This window comes from Burkholderia sp. BCC1988 (assembly GCF_905339895.1).
GTDB lineage: Bacteria > Pseudomonadota > Gammaproteobacteria > Burkholderiales > Burkholderiaceae > Burkholderia.
Genome location: NZ_CAJPHA010000008.1, coordinates 136,901 through 152,249, shown reverse-complemented (window position 1 = coordinate 152,249; position 15,349 = coordinate 136,901). Strand labels below are relative to the sequence as shown.

The 15,349-nt window shown below is 67.9% G+C and carries 15 protein-coding genes; 5 read left to right on the top strand and 10 right to left on the bottom strand.

The window, feature by feature from the left end; genetic code table 11:
- The 3 genes from U4012_RS13795 to moaC form a co-directional block, all read right to left on the bottom strand.
- Positions 1–870 (bottom strand): hypothetical protein, encoded by an 870-nt coding sequence (locus U4012_RS13795; protein WP_124521085.1) that lies wholly within the window; start codon positions 868–870, stop codon positions 1–3.
- On the bottom strand, positions 863–3,550 hold the full coding sequence (locus tag U4012_RS13790) for a type VI secretion system Vgr family protein (protein WP_321799227.1): 2,688 nt from the start codon (positions 3,548–3,550) through the stop codon (positions 863–865). The genes U4012_RS13795 and U4012_RS13790 overlap by 8 nt, the downstream gene beginning before the upstream one ends.
- A gap of 215 nt (positions 3,551–3,765) precedes the next feature.
- Entirely contained in the window at positions 3,766–4,254 is a 489-nt protein-coding gene (gene moaC, locus U4012_RS13785; protein ID WP_044844513.1) for a cyclic pyranopterin monophosphate synthase MoaC, read from the bottom strand.
- A gap of 274 nt (positions 4,255–4,528) precedes the next feature.
- Between moaC and U4012_RS13780 the strand changes: the two genes are divergently transcribed.
- Positions 4,529–6,223: a M48 family metalloprotease gene (locus tag U4012_RS13780; protein ID WP_321799224.1), complete on the top strand. Its 1,695-nt coding sequence runs from the start codon at positions 4,529–4,531 to the stop codon at positions 6,221–6,223.
- Between the two features lie 30 nt (positions 6,224–6,253).
- Here U4012_RS13780 and U4012_RS13775 read toward each other — a convergent pair whose 3' ends face one another.
- The 6 genes from U4012_RS13775 to U4012_RS13750 form a co-directional block, all read right to left on the bottom strand.
- Positions 6,254–6,859: a DUF2946 family protein gene (locus tag U4012_RS13775; protein ID WP_321799222.1), complete on the bottom strand. Its 606-nt coding sequence runs from the start codon at positions 6,857–6,859 to the stop codon at positions 6,254–6,256.
- Positions 6,852–7,889, bottom strand: a complete 1,038-nt coding sequence (locus U4012_RS13770; RefSeq protein ID WP_044844510.1) for a hydrolase — start codon at positions 7,887–7,889, stop codon at positions 6,852–6,854. The genes U4012_RS13775 and U4012_RS13770 overlap by 8 nt, the downstream gene beginning before the upstream one ends.
- A 33-nt stretch (positions 7,890–7,922) precedes the next feature.
- Positions 7,923–8,369 (bottom strand): nuclear transport factor 2 family protein, encoded by a 447-nt coding sequence (locus U4012_RS13765; RefSeq protein ID WP_006749968.1) that lies wholly within the window; start codon positions 8,367–8,369, stop codon positions 7,923–7,925.
- A gap of 115 nt (positions 8,370–8,484) precedes the next feature.
- Positions 8,485–9,522 carry a lipopolysaccharide heptosyltransferase II gene (waaF, locus tag U4012_RS13760; protein ID WP_044844509.1) on the bottom strand — a complete coding sequence of 346 codons (1,038 nt, stop codon included), beginning with the start codon at positions 9,520–9,522 and terminating at the stop codon, positions 8,485–8,487.
- 141 nt (positions 9,523–9,663) lie between these two features.
- Entirely contained in the window at positions 9,664–9,858 is a 195-nt protein-coding gene (locus tag U4012_RS13755; protein WP_006749970.1) for a zinc-finger domain-containing protein, read from the bottom strand.
- A gap of 50 nt (positions 9,859–9,908) precedes the next feature.
- On the bottom strand, positions 9,909–10,832 hold the full coding sequence (locus U4012_RS13750; protein WP_047898927.1) for a branched-chain amino acid transaminase: 924 nt from the start codon (positions 10,830–10,832) through the stop codon (positions 9,909–9,911).
- Between the two features lie 207 nt (positions 10,833–11,039).
- Here U4012_RS13750 and U4012_RS13745 point away from each other — a divergent pair, with 207 nt between their 5' ends.
- The 3 genes from U4012_RS13745 to U4012_RS13735 all read left to right on the top strand — a co-directional run bounded on the left by U4012_RS13745 (position 11,040) and on the right by U4012_RS13735 (position 13,590).
- Positions 11,040–11,795 (top strand): AzlC family ABC transporter permease, encoded by a 756-nt coding sequence (locus tag U4012_RS13745; RefSeq protein ID WP_124486923.1) that lies wholly within the window; start codon positions 11,040–11,042, stop codon positions 11,793–11,795.
- A complete protein-coding gene (locus U4012_RS13740; protein WP_124486924.1) occupies positions 11,792–12,115 on the top strand; it encodes an AzlD domain-containing protein in 324 nt (107 codons plus the stop codon). Before U4012_RS13745 ends, U4012_RS13740 begins: the two co-directional genes overlap by 4 nt.
- 278 nt (positions 12,116–12,393) lie before the next feature.
- Positions 12,394–13,590, top strand: coding sequence for a phosphoglycerate kinase (locus tag U4012_RS13735; protein ID WP_044844505.1), 1,197 nt, complete (start codon positions 12,394–12,396; stop codon positions 13,588–13,590).
- 157 nt (positions 13,591–13,747) lie between these two features.
- On the opposite strand, the gene U4012_RS13730 is transcribed toward U4012_RS13735, so the two are convergent.
- On the bottom strand, positions 13,748–13,876 hold the full coding sequence (locus U4012_RS13730) for a hypothetical protein (protein WP_257773798.1): 129 nt from the start codon (positions 13,874–13,876) through the stop codon (positions 13,748–13,750).
- On the opposite strand from U4012_RS13730, the gene pyk reads away from it, so the two are divergent.
- Positions 13,875–15,311 (top strand): pyruvate kinase, encoded by a 1,437-nt coding sequence (pyk, locus tag U4012_RS13725; protein ID WP_044844504.1) that lies wholly within the window; start codon positions 13,875–13,877, stop codon positions 15,309–15,311. The two genes, U4012_RS13730 and pyk, sit on opposite strands and share 2 nt — an antisense overlap.
- Positions 15,312–15,349 lie beyond the last annotated feature (38 nt).

Below are 15,349 nucleotides of genomic sequence, written 5' to 3'. Positions count from 1 at the left end.
TCACTTCACCAGCAGTCTTCCGAGTGCCTTGCCGACCGGATCATCGACGTCCCATTCCTCGGCCTTGTTCCTCAGAACGGGGATGGCCGAGTCGCGCGCCTGTCCCCACGTTCTTCCGTCGCCCCATTCCTGAATGTTCGGGCGCATTCCGATCCTGACGAGATCCATGATCGGCAGATCCGCCAAGCCGCCGTCGAGGTAGGCCATCGGGTGCGTCTTGAATGCGAATTCCTTGAACTTTTCGGTGTCCATTTCCAACTCGAACTGTGGCCACGTCATATCGACGCTACCGTTTCCTGGCGTCGGGCTGGCCATCTGGATCGTGTTGCCCACCATGTTTTGATTCAGGCCGTCTTCCATGTTGACCTGAAGCAGTTTTCGCGCTTTGTTCAACCACGCTTTTCCCTGGGGGCTGAGTCGAGGGTAAAGATTCTTGCCATAGTCGGAGCAATAGTAGTAGCCGTAGCTGATGTAGTAATCCGGCGGCTTATGTCCGCATCCGACGTGACGCATCATGAAGTTGCCGTGACGAGACCAGTCGGAATTCGTGCTGTCTATCTTGATCAGTTCCTCGCGCCGGTGCAGGAGTCGGTGCGCCACGTTCGAGTCGGTCCACGGATCCCACGACAGCGCGAAACCCTTGATGGTCGACCAGATGCTCGACATGCTGACCTTCTCGACCGTCTCCATATAGGCCCCGTGAAGTGGCCGATAGTAGAACGGACATGTGCCGACGATCCATTTCGGTGCCGGCGTCACATGCTTGTCGCAGATATTGATCGCCACCTTCGGCCGATCCTTGTACCCCGTCGGCGTCAGCATCCCCGCGCCGGTACCCAGCACGTTGTCCTTCTGTTGCACGTCAGCCATTCGATTTCCCCAAGAACTTGACGACGACGTCGTGCGGCACGTGGCTCTGCGTGAGCCCGGTCTCGCCTGCCGCGTTGGTGACGCCTTCCGAGATCAGCGTGCCGTTCGAGAACATCTGGTATCGCGTATTCGCGACCGGAATGTCGGTGCCGGCCCAGTGCGCGATGAACGCCTGGTCGTAGTTGCCGCTCGAGTTCGGCAGCGTCGGCATGGTTTGCGACAGGTGCGTGGGGCCGTTGAACAGGTGCTGCGCACCCTTGATGTCGATCTTGCCGGGCGCGTGCACCTCGATGTTGCCGTCCGCGATGCGGATGTAGGCGCCGCCGGAAGTCAGCAGGATTTCCTTCGCTGCCGCGCCTTCGATCGACTGCGTGGCCGCCACCAGTTTCAGCGCCTTCTGCGCGGTCAGTTCGATGTTGTCCGCCTGCGCCTGGATTTCCACCTTGCCCTTGCCGGCGAACAGCTTCATGCCTGCGTTCTGCGCGAACAGGCTGATCCGGTCGAGGACGCTCGCGATCAGCGACTTGCCGGCCGCGACGTGCATGCTTTGTCCGCTGACGAGGTTGACGTGCCGGTCCGCGGCGAACTGCACGGACTGCTGCGTCGACAGCGCGATGCCGGCCGGGCTGCCGAACAGCATCACGGGCTCCTTGAACGCGTTGGCCGTGCCGGTGCCGCCGCCGGCGGTCCTGCCGCCCGCGGTGCTGCCGCTCACGCTGTTCTGCGTCGCATCGCTGAACTGCTTCAGCGCCGTGTGGCCGGGGTCGAGCGACTCCCCCTGATGCTGCGCGCTGACCTCCGACATCGCTTCCATCAGGCCTTCCGCGCGGACGAGCTGCTGTTGCGTTTCCTTCACGTCGAGCGGCTGGCTTGCCGGCTGCTTCGGGTGCGTCGTGACGTACAGCCCGCGGCTCGCGCGCACCGCGCCGTATGCATCCGAGCGCAGGTCGAAGCCGCTGCCGAGATAGCCGCCGCGATCGTTGCCCGTGTGGTCGATCAGGTAGCCCAGGTGCAGGTGCGTGTTGGCCTGGCTGCTGTACAGGTGTGCGCGGTTCTGCGACGTCGCGTCGTCGAGCACCAGCTGGTTGTAGCCGGCACCCGCATATTCCTTCGACCGGTAACCGGACAGGATGCCGTTGCTGTGCCATTGCGGGCTCGTCGCACCGTTGTAGACCTTGCCGACGATGATCGGACGATCGCAGTCGCCGCCGAGGAAGTCGACCAGCACTTCCTCGCCGCTGCGATGCGGATGAACGGCGCCATAGCCGTTTCCGGAATCCGATGCCGTGGCACGCAGCCAGCACGACGCCTTCTCGTCGCCGTCGTTCAGGCGGTCCCAATGGAATCGAACCTTGACCCGGTTGAGCGCGTCGGTGTGGACTTCTTCGCCCTGCGGTGCGACGACGATCGCGGATTGCAGGTGCATCGGTGGTTTCGCGTGCTCGAACGGGCTGCGGAACGGCACCGTCGTGCGCTGCGCCTCGATGTTGACCTGGAAAATACCCTCGCTGCCGTCCGGATGCCGGACGTACGACAGGTCCGCGACGTCGGCCCGCACGAGCGCGCCGATGTCGGCCTGCAGGCTGTGCGGGAACGCGGCCTGTCGGTCGGCGACGGGCAGGTTGTTGGCGATCAGCCAGGCCGTCTCGATCACCGCGAAGCGGCGCTGGCCCGCGTCGTCCTTGTCGTGTTCGGGGTGATCGGCGAGCTCGAACGTGCGTCCCGCATCCATGCGCCGGACGCCGCCGATGCCGTGAAAACGCTTCGCAAGCGACTCCTGCTGCTCCATCCAGAGCTTCGACAGATGGTCGCCGCGAGACTGTTCGGGGTACGTGTAGGCGCCGGTGTATTCGTAGACTTCGAGCTGCTGCGGCAGGTCGCCCTGGTTCGCGATCGTCGGCAGATGAGTCGCCTTCGGATTCGACGCGGTGGGCGGCTGCTTGTAGTCGAACGTGCGCGTCGTACGCTCGACGCTGCGCAGCGTGCGCGTGCCGGAGAACTGGACGAGCGTGTCGGCCTCGTCGCGTGCGCCGGCGTGATGAAAGCGCACGGTCGGCGGCGACAGCGCGGGCAGCGCGTCGATCCGGTCGACGACGACGAGCGTGTGCGACTTGCCGTCTTGCGCCTGCTCCCAGAAACCGTACAGGCCTTCCGATTCCAGCAGGCGGTGCACGAAGTTCCAGTCGTCCTCGTATTGCATGCAGAACGAGCGGGACGGCAGCGGCTGGTAGAGCCTGAAGTCGAAGCTGCCCCTGGCTTGCGGGTGCTGGTTCAGGACGTCGGCGATGATCTCGTCGGCGGGTTTGTCCTGCCAGATGCGCTGGTCGCGGCGGAACTTCAGGAAGTGCAGGAACGACGCGAAGACGATCTGGTAGTGCGTGAGGCCGCTGTCCGACCCGAGCCGGCGGGCAGCGTGCACGTACCCGTGGTGCGGCGCGTACGACTTGTCGGCCTGCTGGATTCGCAGCGTGACGGGCTGCGCGATCAGCTTCTTGAGCTCGATGTCGTCGGACACCGACACGGCGTCGACGGTGAACTCGAAATGACGCCCGAGCCGGGAGCGTCCCTTGACGCGATGGGGCAGCAGGACGTCAGGGCCGAGCGGCGTCTCTAGCTGGACGAGTCGTTCGTCCTGGATCGGCCCGGCCAGCCGTGCGTTTCTCAATGCTTGCGAATTCATCACCCGTGCTCGCTTTTTTTGTGCTGGGTCGCACGCTCTCCCGTGCGGAATCCGTCAATTGTATGAGATAAACGCCAGCTATCTCGAATTTGCCTTTCAACGACATTTCAAATGCGATCGGCGCGTCGGCCTGACGGGGCAGGGCGTGCACGTCATCCGGTCGGGCAATGGTCGGGCGTGGGTGGTTCAGGCCGGATCGACCAGGCCCGGGCCGCTCAGCCCGCGACATCCTCCGCCTTCCAGTCCCCCGACTTCCCGCCGCGCTTTTCCCGCACGCTCACCTCGGTGATCACCATCCCGCGATCCACCGCCTTGCACATGTCGTACACGGTGAGCAACCCGACCTGCACGGCCGTCAGCGCTTCCATCTCGACGCCGGTCCGCCCGAACGTCTCGACCTGCGCGACGCAGTGCACGCCCGGCAGCGCATCGTCGAGTTCGAAGTCGACGGCCACGCGCGTCAGCGCGAGCGGGTGACACAGCGGAATGAGGTCGGCGGTGCGCTTCGCGCCCTGGATCGCGGCGATGCGCGCAACGCCGAGCACGTCGCCTTTCTTCGCCTTGCCGTCGCGGATCAGCGCGAAGGTCGCCGGCAGCATCCGGATCGTGCCGCGCGCGATCGCGATGCGTTGCGTTTCCTGCTTGCCGCCGACGTCGACCATGTGTGCGTGGCCGGCAGCGTCGAAATGGGTCAGTCCTGACATGTCTTGCTCCAGTGGAACGGCGTGCGCGCGCGAGCACGTCACCCGATCCTGCTTCGTGACCGGCCGGGGCGCCGAATCCCGTATCCGCACCCCGATCCGATCCAACGTTTCAACGGGCGCCTATCATAGCAGTGGCCTTCGCGGCACCGGGCGCGCAGATGGCGCACTTGCCGCACGGGACAGTTGCGAGGTCGCCGGTACAATGACCCGAATATTCAGACCACACGCCGCAATGCGCGCCCGGCGCGCGAGGCGGCGTCGCTTTCATCCTGCCATGCGTGTCAAACAGTTGCTTGCCGTGCTGCTGTCGGCGGCGCTCGTGCTGCCGCCGAGCGGCCATGCACAGCGCACCTCCACGCTGCCGCTCGAGCCGGCGACCGGCGCCTCGCCGTCGATCTCCACGGTGCCGTCGGGCATCGCGACCGGCGTGTTCGGCACCTACGGCGGCGCGGAAAGCCGGTTTGCCGGCGCCGACGGCGCGTCCGCGCCCGGCGCGAGCCTGCGCGCACCGCTGCGCACGCTGGAGCTGCCCGACCTCGGCGACGGCTCCGGCGGTTCGCTCACGCCGCAGGCCGAACGCCGTCTCGGCGAGCGCGTGATGCGGGAGGTGCGGCGCGATCCGGACTATCTCGACGACTGGCTCGCACGCGATTACCTGAACGCGATCGCGAAGCGGCTCGCGGCGGCTGCGGCGGCGCGCTACATCGGCGGCTACATGCCGGACTTCGAACTGTTCCCGGTGCGCGATCCGCAGATCAATGCGTTCTCGATGCCGGGCGGCTTCATCGGCATCAACAGCGGGCTGGTCGTCACGACGCAGACGGAATCCGAACTCGCATCGGTGGTCGGCCACGAGATGGGCCACGTGCTGCAGCGGCACATCGCGCGGATGATCGGCGCGAACGAGAAGACCGGCTACACCGCGCTCGCGACGATGCTGCTCGGCGTGCTGGCAGGCGTGCTCGCGCGCAGCGGCGATCTCGGCAGCGCGATCGCGATGGGCGGGCAGGCCTATGCGGTCGACAACCAGCTGCGTTTCTCGCGGTCGGCCGAGCGCGAAGCCGACCGCGTCGGATTCCAACTGCTCGCCGGTGCCGGCTACGACCCGTACGGGATGCCGGGCTTCTTCGAACGGCTCGAGCGCACGTCGATGGGCGACGCGGGCGTGCCGGCCTATGCGCGCACGCACCCGCTGACGGGCGAGCGGATCGCCGACATGGAGGATCGCGCACGCCGCGCGCCGTATCGGCAGCCGCACCAGTCGGCCGAATATGGCTTCGTGCGCGCGCGGTTGCGCATTCTGCAGAACCGCGCGCCGAACGACATCGCGGCCGAGGCGCGCCGGATGCAGCTCGAGCTCGACGATCGGACGGCACCGAACGTCGCGGCGAACGCGTACGGGATCGCGCTCGCGAACACGCTGCTCGGCCAGTACGATGCGGCCGACAAGGCGCTCGCGTCGGCGCGCGCCGCGTTCGACGCGCGCGAGCGGCGCGCGGACGATCCGGCGACGAGTTCGCCGAGCCTCGACGTGCTTGCGGCCGACATCGCCCGCCGCGCGGGACGGACCGACGACGCGGTGCGGCTCGCGGCGCTCGCGCAGCGGCGCTGGCCGGCGTCGCATGCGGCGATCGTCGCGCACCTGCAGGCGCTGATCGCCGCGCGCCGCTTCGCCGACGCGCAGGCGCTCGCGCGCACCCAGACGCGGGCGGACCCCGAGCAGCCGGACTGGTGGGATTACCTCGCGAAGGCGAGCGACGGCCGTGGCGACGTGCTCGCGCGGCGCCGCGCGCTCGCGGAGAAGCTGGCGCTCGACGGCGCGTGGCCGTCGGCGATTCGCCAGCTGAAGGAGGCGCGCGACGCGAAGGACGTCTCGTTCTACGACCAGTCGATGATCGGCGCGCGGCTGCTGGAATTCGAGGCGCGCTACAAGGAAGAGCGCGAGGACGAGAAGAACGGCCGCGGATGACGGCCGTCAGGCGGGCAGGGCGGTTGCGCTTCAGCTTCCGGTGCTGCCGCCGTTCGGCGCGCCCGACGTATCGTGCGCCCGCTGCGCGGGACTCGCGACGAAGCCGAACGTCGCCGGCACGTCGGCACGGGCGAGACTGCCGAGCGGCAGCGTGTGCCCGTCGCGCCAGCGCAGCACGGGCGGCGTCGCGTCGAGGTCCGCGTGATCGGCGAACAGGCCGAGGTCGTGGTCGTGCAGCGCCGCGATGCGCGGCGGCGTGCCGGGCGCGCGAAACAGCACGCCGCCCGCATCGTCGAGCCACGCGGCGTCCGGCTCGAACGGCGCGCCGGTCTGGTCGGCCAGCGTGAGCTTCCCGTCGCGCTCGGCCAGGCGCACGACCCACGGCGTATAGGCGAGCTCGACGTACACGCGTTGCGGCCCGTTCTGGAAGAACCACTGGCCGTGCGCATCGCATTCGTAGTTGCGCCCGATGAACGCGTTCAGCGCCGCATGCCGGACCGGCGAGCCGAGCTCGCCGGCGGCCTGCGCGGCGTCGTCGCGCAGCCGCCATTCGCCGCGCCGGTCGAGCAGCAGCCAGCCGGTGCAGTGCGGCACGTTCGGCCACTTGGCGAGGGCCTGCCTGACGATGTCATCCATGGTCGACGAATTTCGAGCAATAGCCGAACACCCGCGCCGACAGCCAGTCGAGACGGCCGGGGAACGGCCCGGTCATGAATCCCGCATGGCCGCCGTCCGCCGGCTGGTCGAGCTCGACGGCCGGCGACACGTCGGCGGCGCTCGGCAGCGCGGATTCGGGCAGGAACGGATCGTTGCGGGCGTTGAGGATCAGGGTGGGCACGTCGATCGCGGGCAGCAGCGGGCGCGTCGTGGCCTGGGTCCAGTAGTCGTCGGCGTCCGCGAAGCCGTGCAGCGGTGCGGTCACGACTTCGTCGAAGTCGCGCATCGTCACGGCCCGCAGCATCGCGTCGCGGTCGAACAGCCCCGGATACTGGTCGAGCTTCGCGAGCGCCTTGCGTTTCAGCGTCTTCAGGAAGCTGCGCGTATAGACCATCGCGAAGCCCTGCGACAGCGCGCGGCCGCCCGCGTGCACGTCGATCGGCGTCGAGATCGCGGCGGCCGCGTGCACGATCGACGTGTCGCTGCGGTGCTCGCCGAGCCAGCGCAGCAGCACGTTGCCGCCGAGCGACACGCCGGCCGCGACGATCGGCCCGCGATGCCGCGCGGCGAGCCGGCGCAGGATCCAGTCGACCTCGGCGCTGTCGGCGAGATGGTAGAAGCGCGGCTGCCGGTTGAGCTCGCCGCTGCAGCTGCGAAAGTGCGGGACGACCGCGTGCCAGCCCTTCGCGCGCGCGGCGGCCATCATTGCCAGCGCGTAGTGCGAGCCGGAACTGCCTTCGAGGCCGTGGAACAGCACGAACAGCGGCGCGTCGGGCGGCGGCGCGGCACTGTCGAGATGCGCGACCCAGTCGAGATCGATGAAGTCGTGGTCGGGGGTTTCCCATCGCTCGCGTCGGTACGCGACCGCCGGACGCCGTGCGAACAGCGCGGGCACGATGGTTTGGGCATGGCTGTTCGGCAGCCAGCGCGGTGCGCGATAGCGCAGTGAATCGTCGTCGGGGGCCGGGGCCCCGGTCAGCGGCGAGGTGGGCGGAGAAGCCGTACTCATGATCGCCCCGCTAATGCGTTGCTTCGTTCTTCGTCAGTGCAGCGGACCCTGCCCGTGACGGATCTTCGCGGCGAATTGTCCGGCCGCTTGTTCGGGAATCGGGCTCGCGTGAATATGCGCGATGCGCCACTCGCCGCGTTCGTGAATCATCACGTACGTGGCGAAAACCATGTCGGGTTCGGCCGTCAGGTCGGCCTGCTGATGCGCTTCGGCGATCGTGTAGACGACGGTGCCGAGGCTGTCGTATACGCGGATGTCGAGCGGTTCGATCGTCACGGGGCGCGTCGCGAGCCGGTTGGCCAGCCCGCTGCGGATCTGGTCGAGGCCGTGCAGATGCTCGCCGTCGGCCCAGACGCAGCTGGCGAAGTCCTCGTCGATCCACAACCCCAGCAGCGCGTCGAGATTGGCATCGGCGACGGCCTGGTAGTAGGCGTTCAGCGTATCGGCAGCGGCTTCGAAAAGGCGGGCAAAACGTGGCATCGGGGTTATCTCTCGCGCGCGTCGCGCGCCGTATTCAGCACGGCGGCCCGGATGGAGCCGCCGTACACCGGTGAATCGGATTGCCCGGCGCGTCGTGCGACGCTGCCGGCCAGGGTCAGCGCTGCCCGACGAGCATGCCGCGCAAATCGCCGAATACCTGCTCGGGACCGAGTTCGCGCAGGCACTTCAGATGGCCGAGCGGGCACTCGCGTTCGAAGCAGGGACTGCATTCGAGATGCAGCCATTGTACCTTCGCCAGGTCAGACAGCGGAGGAGTGTGGCGCGGATCGGTCGATCCGTACAGCGCGACGAGCGGCCGGCGCAAGGCGGCCGCGACGTGCATCAGCCCCGAATCGTTGGTCACGACCGCGTTCGCGCGCGCGATCAGCGCGCATGCCTCGGACAGCGACGTCTGCCCGCACAGGTTGCGCACGTTCGGCGCGTGGTCGGCGATCGCCTGCGCGGCGGCGGCATCCTTCTGCGAGCCGAGCGCGACGATCTGCGTGTACGGGAACGACTGGTGGACGATCGTCGCGAGCGTCGCGAAATGCTCGGGCGGCCAGCGCTTGGCCGGGCCATATTCCGCGCCGGGGCAGAACACGACGAGCGGCTTGCGCGTATCGAGATTGAAACGCGCGGACACGCGCGCCGTCTCGTTCAGGTCGGCGTCGAGGCGCGGCGCGGGCAGCGTCTTCATCGACTCGGGCAGCTTCGCGCCCGGCGCATACGCGAGCGCCGCGTAGTGGGTCGTCATCGGCGCTCGCTCGGCCGACTTGTCCGGGTTCGCGTGCCGCACGTTCAGCAGGCCGTAGCGGTGCTCGCCCGTGTAGCCGATCCGCAGCGGGATGTTCGCGAGCCACGGGATCACCGCGGACTTCAGCGAATTCGGCAGCACGTACGCCGCGTCGTAGCCGACGTCGCGCAGGTCGCTCGCGAGCTGCCAGCGGCGCAGCAGCTGCAGCTTGCCGTGCGCGAGGTCGGTCGCGTAGACATCGTGGATCTCGGGCATCCGCTCGAGCACGGGCGCGACCCAGGTGGGCGCGACGGCATCGATCGCGATGCGGGGATGGAGCTTCTTCAGCAGCGCAAAAAGCGGCTGCGCCATCAATGCGTCACCGATCCAGTTCGGTGCGATAACCAGCGCTCGACGCATCAGGTCGACTTCCGATGTCGTAATGAAGCACGGCGCACAGGCACCGCGTTCGGGTTGTCAGAACAGGAAAAGGGCGGCGCGCCGGGATTCCGGCTGCGCCGCCTTGCGTGCGGCGGGCCCGCGGGCCCGGCCGGCCGGGGCTCAGTGGCCCTTGACCACCTCGCCGTCGCGCAGCTTGTAGCGCGTGCCGCAGTACGGGCAGCGCGCCTCGCCGTGCGACACGTCGATGAACACGCGCGGGTGCGCGCTCCAGCGCGCCATGGCCGGGTTCGGGCAGTAGGCGGGGAGATCCTTGGCCGTCAGCTCGACCAGCGGCATTTCCTTGATTTCGCTCATGAGACTTTCTCTTATCACTCTTTTGTGGGGCGGTCGGTGGCGCAGCGCGCTCAGACCTTCGTCAGCCAGTGCGCGTACTTCGCGTTCTTGCCCGACACGATATCGAAAAACGCCGACTGGAGCTTTTCCGTGACCGGGCCGCGCGCGCCGCTGCCGATCGTGCGGTTGTCGAGTTCGCGGATCGGCGTGACTTCGGCGGCCGTGCCCGTGAAGAACGCCTCGTCGGCCGTGTAGACCTCGTCGCGCGTGATGCGCTTCTCGATCACCTCGATGCCGGCGTCCTTCGCGAGCGTGATGACCGTGTCGCGCGTGATGCCGTCGAGGCACGACGACAGGTCGGGCGTGTACAGCTTGCCGTTGTTCACCAGGAAGAAGTTCTCGCCGGAGCCTTCCGACACGTAGCCGTCGACGTCGAGCAGCAGCGCTTCGTCGTAGCCGTCGGCGGTCGCTTCCTGGTTCGCGAGGATCGAGTTCACGTACCAGCCCGACGCCTTCGCGCGCACCATCGACACGTTCACGTGGTGGCGCGTGAACGACGATGTCTTCACGCGGATGCCCTTCGCGAGGCCTTCCTCGCCGAGGTACGCGCCCCACGGCCATGCGGCGATCGCGACGTGGATCGTGTTGCCCTTCGCCGACACGCCGAGCTTTTCCGAGCCGACCCAGATGATCGGGCGCAGGTAGCACGACTCGAGCTTGTTCTCGCGCACGACTTCGAGCTGCGCGGCTTCGAGCGTTTCCCGGTCGAACGGCACGTCCATCTGGAAGATCTTCGCCGAATTCAGCAGACGTTTGGTGTGCTCGCGCAGACGGAAGATCGCGGTGCTGCCGTCGGCCGTCTTGTACGCACGCACGCCCTCGAAGACGCCCATGCCGTAGTGCAGCGTATGGGTCAGGACGTGGATCTTGGCGTCGCGCCAGTCGATCAGCTTGCCGTCCATCCAGATCTTGCCGTCGCGGTCGGCCATTGACATAGGATTCTCCTGGAAGCGGTGAGGTGCTGCGGGTTGTGTGCAGCGTTGAGCCGGAAAGACGCATATTTTAGCGTCATTTGGCGTCGAGCCGGTCGGTCGGCCGAGGGCCGGGGCTATAATCGTCCGGCACCGATTCCAATGACGACGGGCCGTGCCGGCGGGAGACGCCGGAGCCCGGACGAACCGCCCGCTGCGGCCCGCCTTCCCATGCTCGCTCGATTGTCCGCCACCGACCGCTTCGCGCTGATCCAGGGCGCGCGCGACTATTCCCCGACCCTGATGGCGATCCTGTCCTGGGGGCTCGTCACCGGCGTCGCGATGAGCAAGTCGGTGATGACGCTCGGGCAGGCGAGCGCGATGTCGATCTTCGTCTACGCGGGCTCGTCGCAGCTCGCGGTGCTGCCGCTCCTCGTCGCGAAGCTGCCGATCTGGACGATCCTGCTCACGGCCACGATGGTCAACCTGCGCTTCGTGATCTTCAGCGCCGGGCTTGCTCCCCATTTTTCCTACCTGCCGCTGTGGCGGCGCCTCGCGATCGGCTATTTCAACGGCGACGTGATCTACCTGCTGTTCCAGAAACAGGGCTTCGCGAACGGCCACGTGCCGGGCAAGGAGGCGTATTTCTGGGGGATGGCGCTCGCGAGCTGGGCGTCGTGGCAGGCGTCGTCGCTCGCCGGCATCCTGCTCGCGAGCTTCGTTCCCGCGAGCTGGGGGCTGGAGCTGGCCGGCACGCTCGCGCTGATCCCGATCATGGTGTCGGCGGTCGCGAACCGCTCGACGCTCGCGGCCGTCGCGGTCGCCGGCATCGTGTCGCTCGTCGCGTTCGACCTGCCGTACCGGCTCGCGCTGCCGATCGCGGTGCTGGCCGCGCTCGCGGCAGGCAGCATGGCCGATTTCTTCGTCGAACGGGCCGACTGGCGGCGCATCCGTACCGAAACCGTGCACGAGAAAGAGATCGAATGAGCGCGACCGAGATCTGGATCGTGATCGTCGGGATGACGGTCGTCACGGCCGTCACGCGCGCGCTGTTCCTGCTCGGCGGCGAACGCACCGTGCTGCCCGAGCGCGCCCAGCGCGCGCTGCGCTATGCGCCGGCCGCCGCGCTCGTCGCGGTCGTGCTGCCCGACGTGCTCGAAACGCCGGCCGGGCTGTCGTTCGCGCTGTCCAACCATCCGTTCTACGCGGCGCTCGCCGGCCTCGGCTGGTTCTTGTGGCGGCGCAGCATGCTCGGTACGATCGTCATCGGGATGCTCGTCTTCACCGTACTGCGCCTGATCTTCTGACGAATCGCCGCGCCGGCCGGCCGGGCCGGCCGCTGGCGCGCGCGCATTGCTGCATTGCGGCAATGTGTCGATGACCACGCGCGATCCCAAATAGGCGGAATTCGCCGCCGCACGGGTCAGTCTGCCGGATGGATCGGCTAGAATGCCCGTTCGAGATTTTTTACCCGTGCGCGTCATGCGAACCGCCAGCCACGGCCGCATCCGGCGCCCTTTCGCGGCAGCCCGCGCACGTCCAGCGTGAACCCCCTTTCCCCATCCACTACTTCAATCTGTTCAACATGAGCCAAGTCAAGCGTCTTACCGACCTGATCGCCGCCGGCCAGCTCGCCGGCAAGCGGGTGTTCATCCGCGCCGACCTGAACGTCCCGCAGGACGATCACGGCAACATCACCGAAGACACGCGCGTGCGCGCGTCCGTGCCGGCCATCCAGGCCGCGCTCGACGCCGGCGCGGCCGTGATGGTCACGTCGCACCTCGGTCGTCCGACCGAAGGCGAATTCAAGCCGGAAGACTCGCTCGCGCCGGTCGCGAAGCGTCTCGCCGAACTGCTCGGCCGCGACGTGCCGCTCGTCTCGAACTGGGTCGAGAACGGCGTGAACGTCGCGCCGGGCCAGGTCGTGCTGCTCGAGAACTGCCGCGTGAACAAGGGCGAGAAGAAGAATTCGGACGAGCTCGCCCAGAAGATGGCGAAGCTCTGCGACGTGTACGTGAACGACGCGTTCGGCACCGCGCACCGCGCGGAAGCGACCACCCACGGGATCGCGAAGTACGCGCCCGTCGCGTGCGCGGGCCCGCTGCTGGCCGCCGAACTCGACGCGCTCGGCAAGGCGCTCGGCAATCCGGCGCGTCCGCTGGTCGCGATCGTCGCCGGTTCCAAGGTGTCGACCAAGCTGACCATTCTCAAGTCGCTGGCCGGCAAGGTCGACCAGCTGATCGTCGGCGGCGGCATCGCGAACACGTTCATGCTCGCGGCCGGCCTGTCGATCGGCAAGTCGCTCGCGGAAGCCGATCTCGTCGCCGAGGCGAAGGCGATCATCGACGAGGCGCGCGAGCGCGGCGCGTCGGTGCCGATCCCGAGCGACGTCGTCACCGCCAAGGAATTCTCGCCGACGGCAGCAGCCACGGTGAAGCAGGTCGCCGACATCGAAGCGGACGACATGATCCTCGACATCGGCCCGGATACGGCCCGCGCGCTCGCCAGCCAGCTCGAGAAGGCCGGCACGATCGTGTGGAACGGCCCGGTCGGCGTGTTCGAGTTCGACCAGTTCGGCAACGGCACCAAGACGCTCGCCGAAGCGATCGCCAAATCGTCCGCGTTCTCGATCGCGGGCGGCGGCGACACGCTCGCGGCCATCGCGAAGTACGGCATCCACGACCAGGTCAGCTACATCTCGACGGGCGGCGGCGCCTTCCTCGAGTTCCTCGAGGGGAAGAAGCTGCCGGCGGTGGAAGTGCTCGAAACGCGGGCGGCCTGAGCGTGGTGGCGCGCGCAGGGGTGACGAAGGCCGCGCGCTCCGCGAAAGCGGAGCAGCCGGCCGGCGCGGGCAAGCGCAAACGCGCGCCCGCGCGGGCGAACTCAACCCCGCGCGCACCGGCGGCCGCCGGCGACGCGGCCATGCAGCACCACGAGATTCAGAACAAAGCGATGCCGGGCGCAAGCACCGGCACGCCCCCCGGAACGGCCGCCGCTGGGCTCGCCGATTCCGGCTCTCGCAGCGTTTCACCCAGCGCATCCACCTTGATCCAGATGAGGAGTTTCATGCAGCGCGCCACCAAGATAGTCGCCACGATCGGCCCGGCTTCCAGTTCGCCGGAGATTCTGCTGCAGATGATGCAGGCGGGCCTCGACGTCGTGCGGCTCAATTTTTCGCACGGCACGGCCGACGATCACCGCCAGCGCGCCGAGATGGTGCGCGAGGCCGCCCGCAGGGTCGGCCGCGAGATCGCGATCATGGCCGACCTCCAGGGCCCGAAGATCCGCGTCGGCAAGTTCGAGAACGGCAAGACGACGCTCGTGCCGGGCCAGGCCTTCATCCTCGACGCGGGCTGCGAGCTCGGCAACGACGAGCGGGTCGGCCTCGACTACAAGGAGCTGCCGCGCGACCTGAAGCCGGGCGACCTGCTGCTGCTGAACGACGGCCTGATCGTGCTGACCGTCGAGCGCGTGCTCGGCGACGAGATTCACACGATCGTCAAGGTGGGCGGCGAGCTGTCGAACAACAAGGGGATCAACCGCCAGGGCGGCGGCCTGTCGGCGCCCGCGCTGACCGCGAAGGACATGGAAGACATCCGCACGGCGATGTCGCTCGGCGCGGATCTCGTCGCGGTGTCGTTCCCGAAGAACGCGACTGACATGGAAATGGCGCGCCAGCTCGCGAACATCGCGGGCGCGCCGTACGGCATCAAGCCGAAGATGATCGCGAAGATCGAGCGCGCGGAGGCGATTCCGGCGCTGCAGAGCATCCTCGACGCGTCCGACGGCATCATGGTCGCGCGCGGCGACCTCGCGGTGGAAGTCGGCAACGCGGCCGTGCCGGCGCTGCAGAAGCGCATGATCCGGATGGCGCGCGAGTCCAACAAGCTCGTGATCACCGCGACGCAGATGATGGAATCGATGATCCACGCGCCCGTGCCGACCCGCGCGGAAGTGTCGGACGTCGCGAACGCGGTGCTCGACGGCACCGACGCGGTGATGCTGTCGGCCGAGACGGCCGCCGGCAAGTACCCGGTCGTCACGATCGAGACGATGGCGGCCGTGTGCGTCGAGGCGGAAAAGTCGGAACACGTCGAACTCGACAAGGATTTCCTCGACCGCACGTTCACGCGGATCGACCAGTCGATCGCGATGGGCGCGTTGTTTACCGCCTATCACCTGGGTGCGAAGGCGATCGTCGCGCTGACCGAATCGGGCGCGACCGCGCTGTGGATGTCGCGTCACTACACGCACGTGCCGATCTTCGCGCTGACGCCGCGCGTCGGCAGCGAGCGCACGATGGCGCTGTACCGCAACGTGACGCCGCTGCACGTCGACTTCAACAGCGACCGCGACTCGGCGCTGCAGGCGGCGCTCGAGATCGTCGTCAAGCAGGGCTACGTGCAGCACGGCGACATGGTCGTGCTGACCGTCGGCGAGCCGATGGGGCAGGCGGGCGGCACCAACACGCTGAAGATCGTGCGGGTCGGCGAACATTATTGAGCGCCGGCGTGCACCGGGCCGGTCCGTCGACCGGTCCG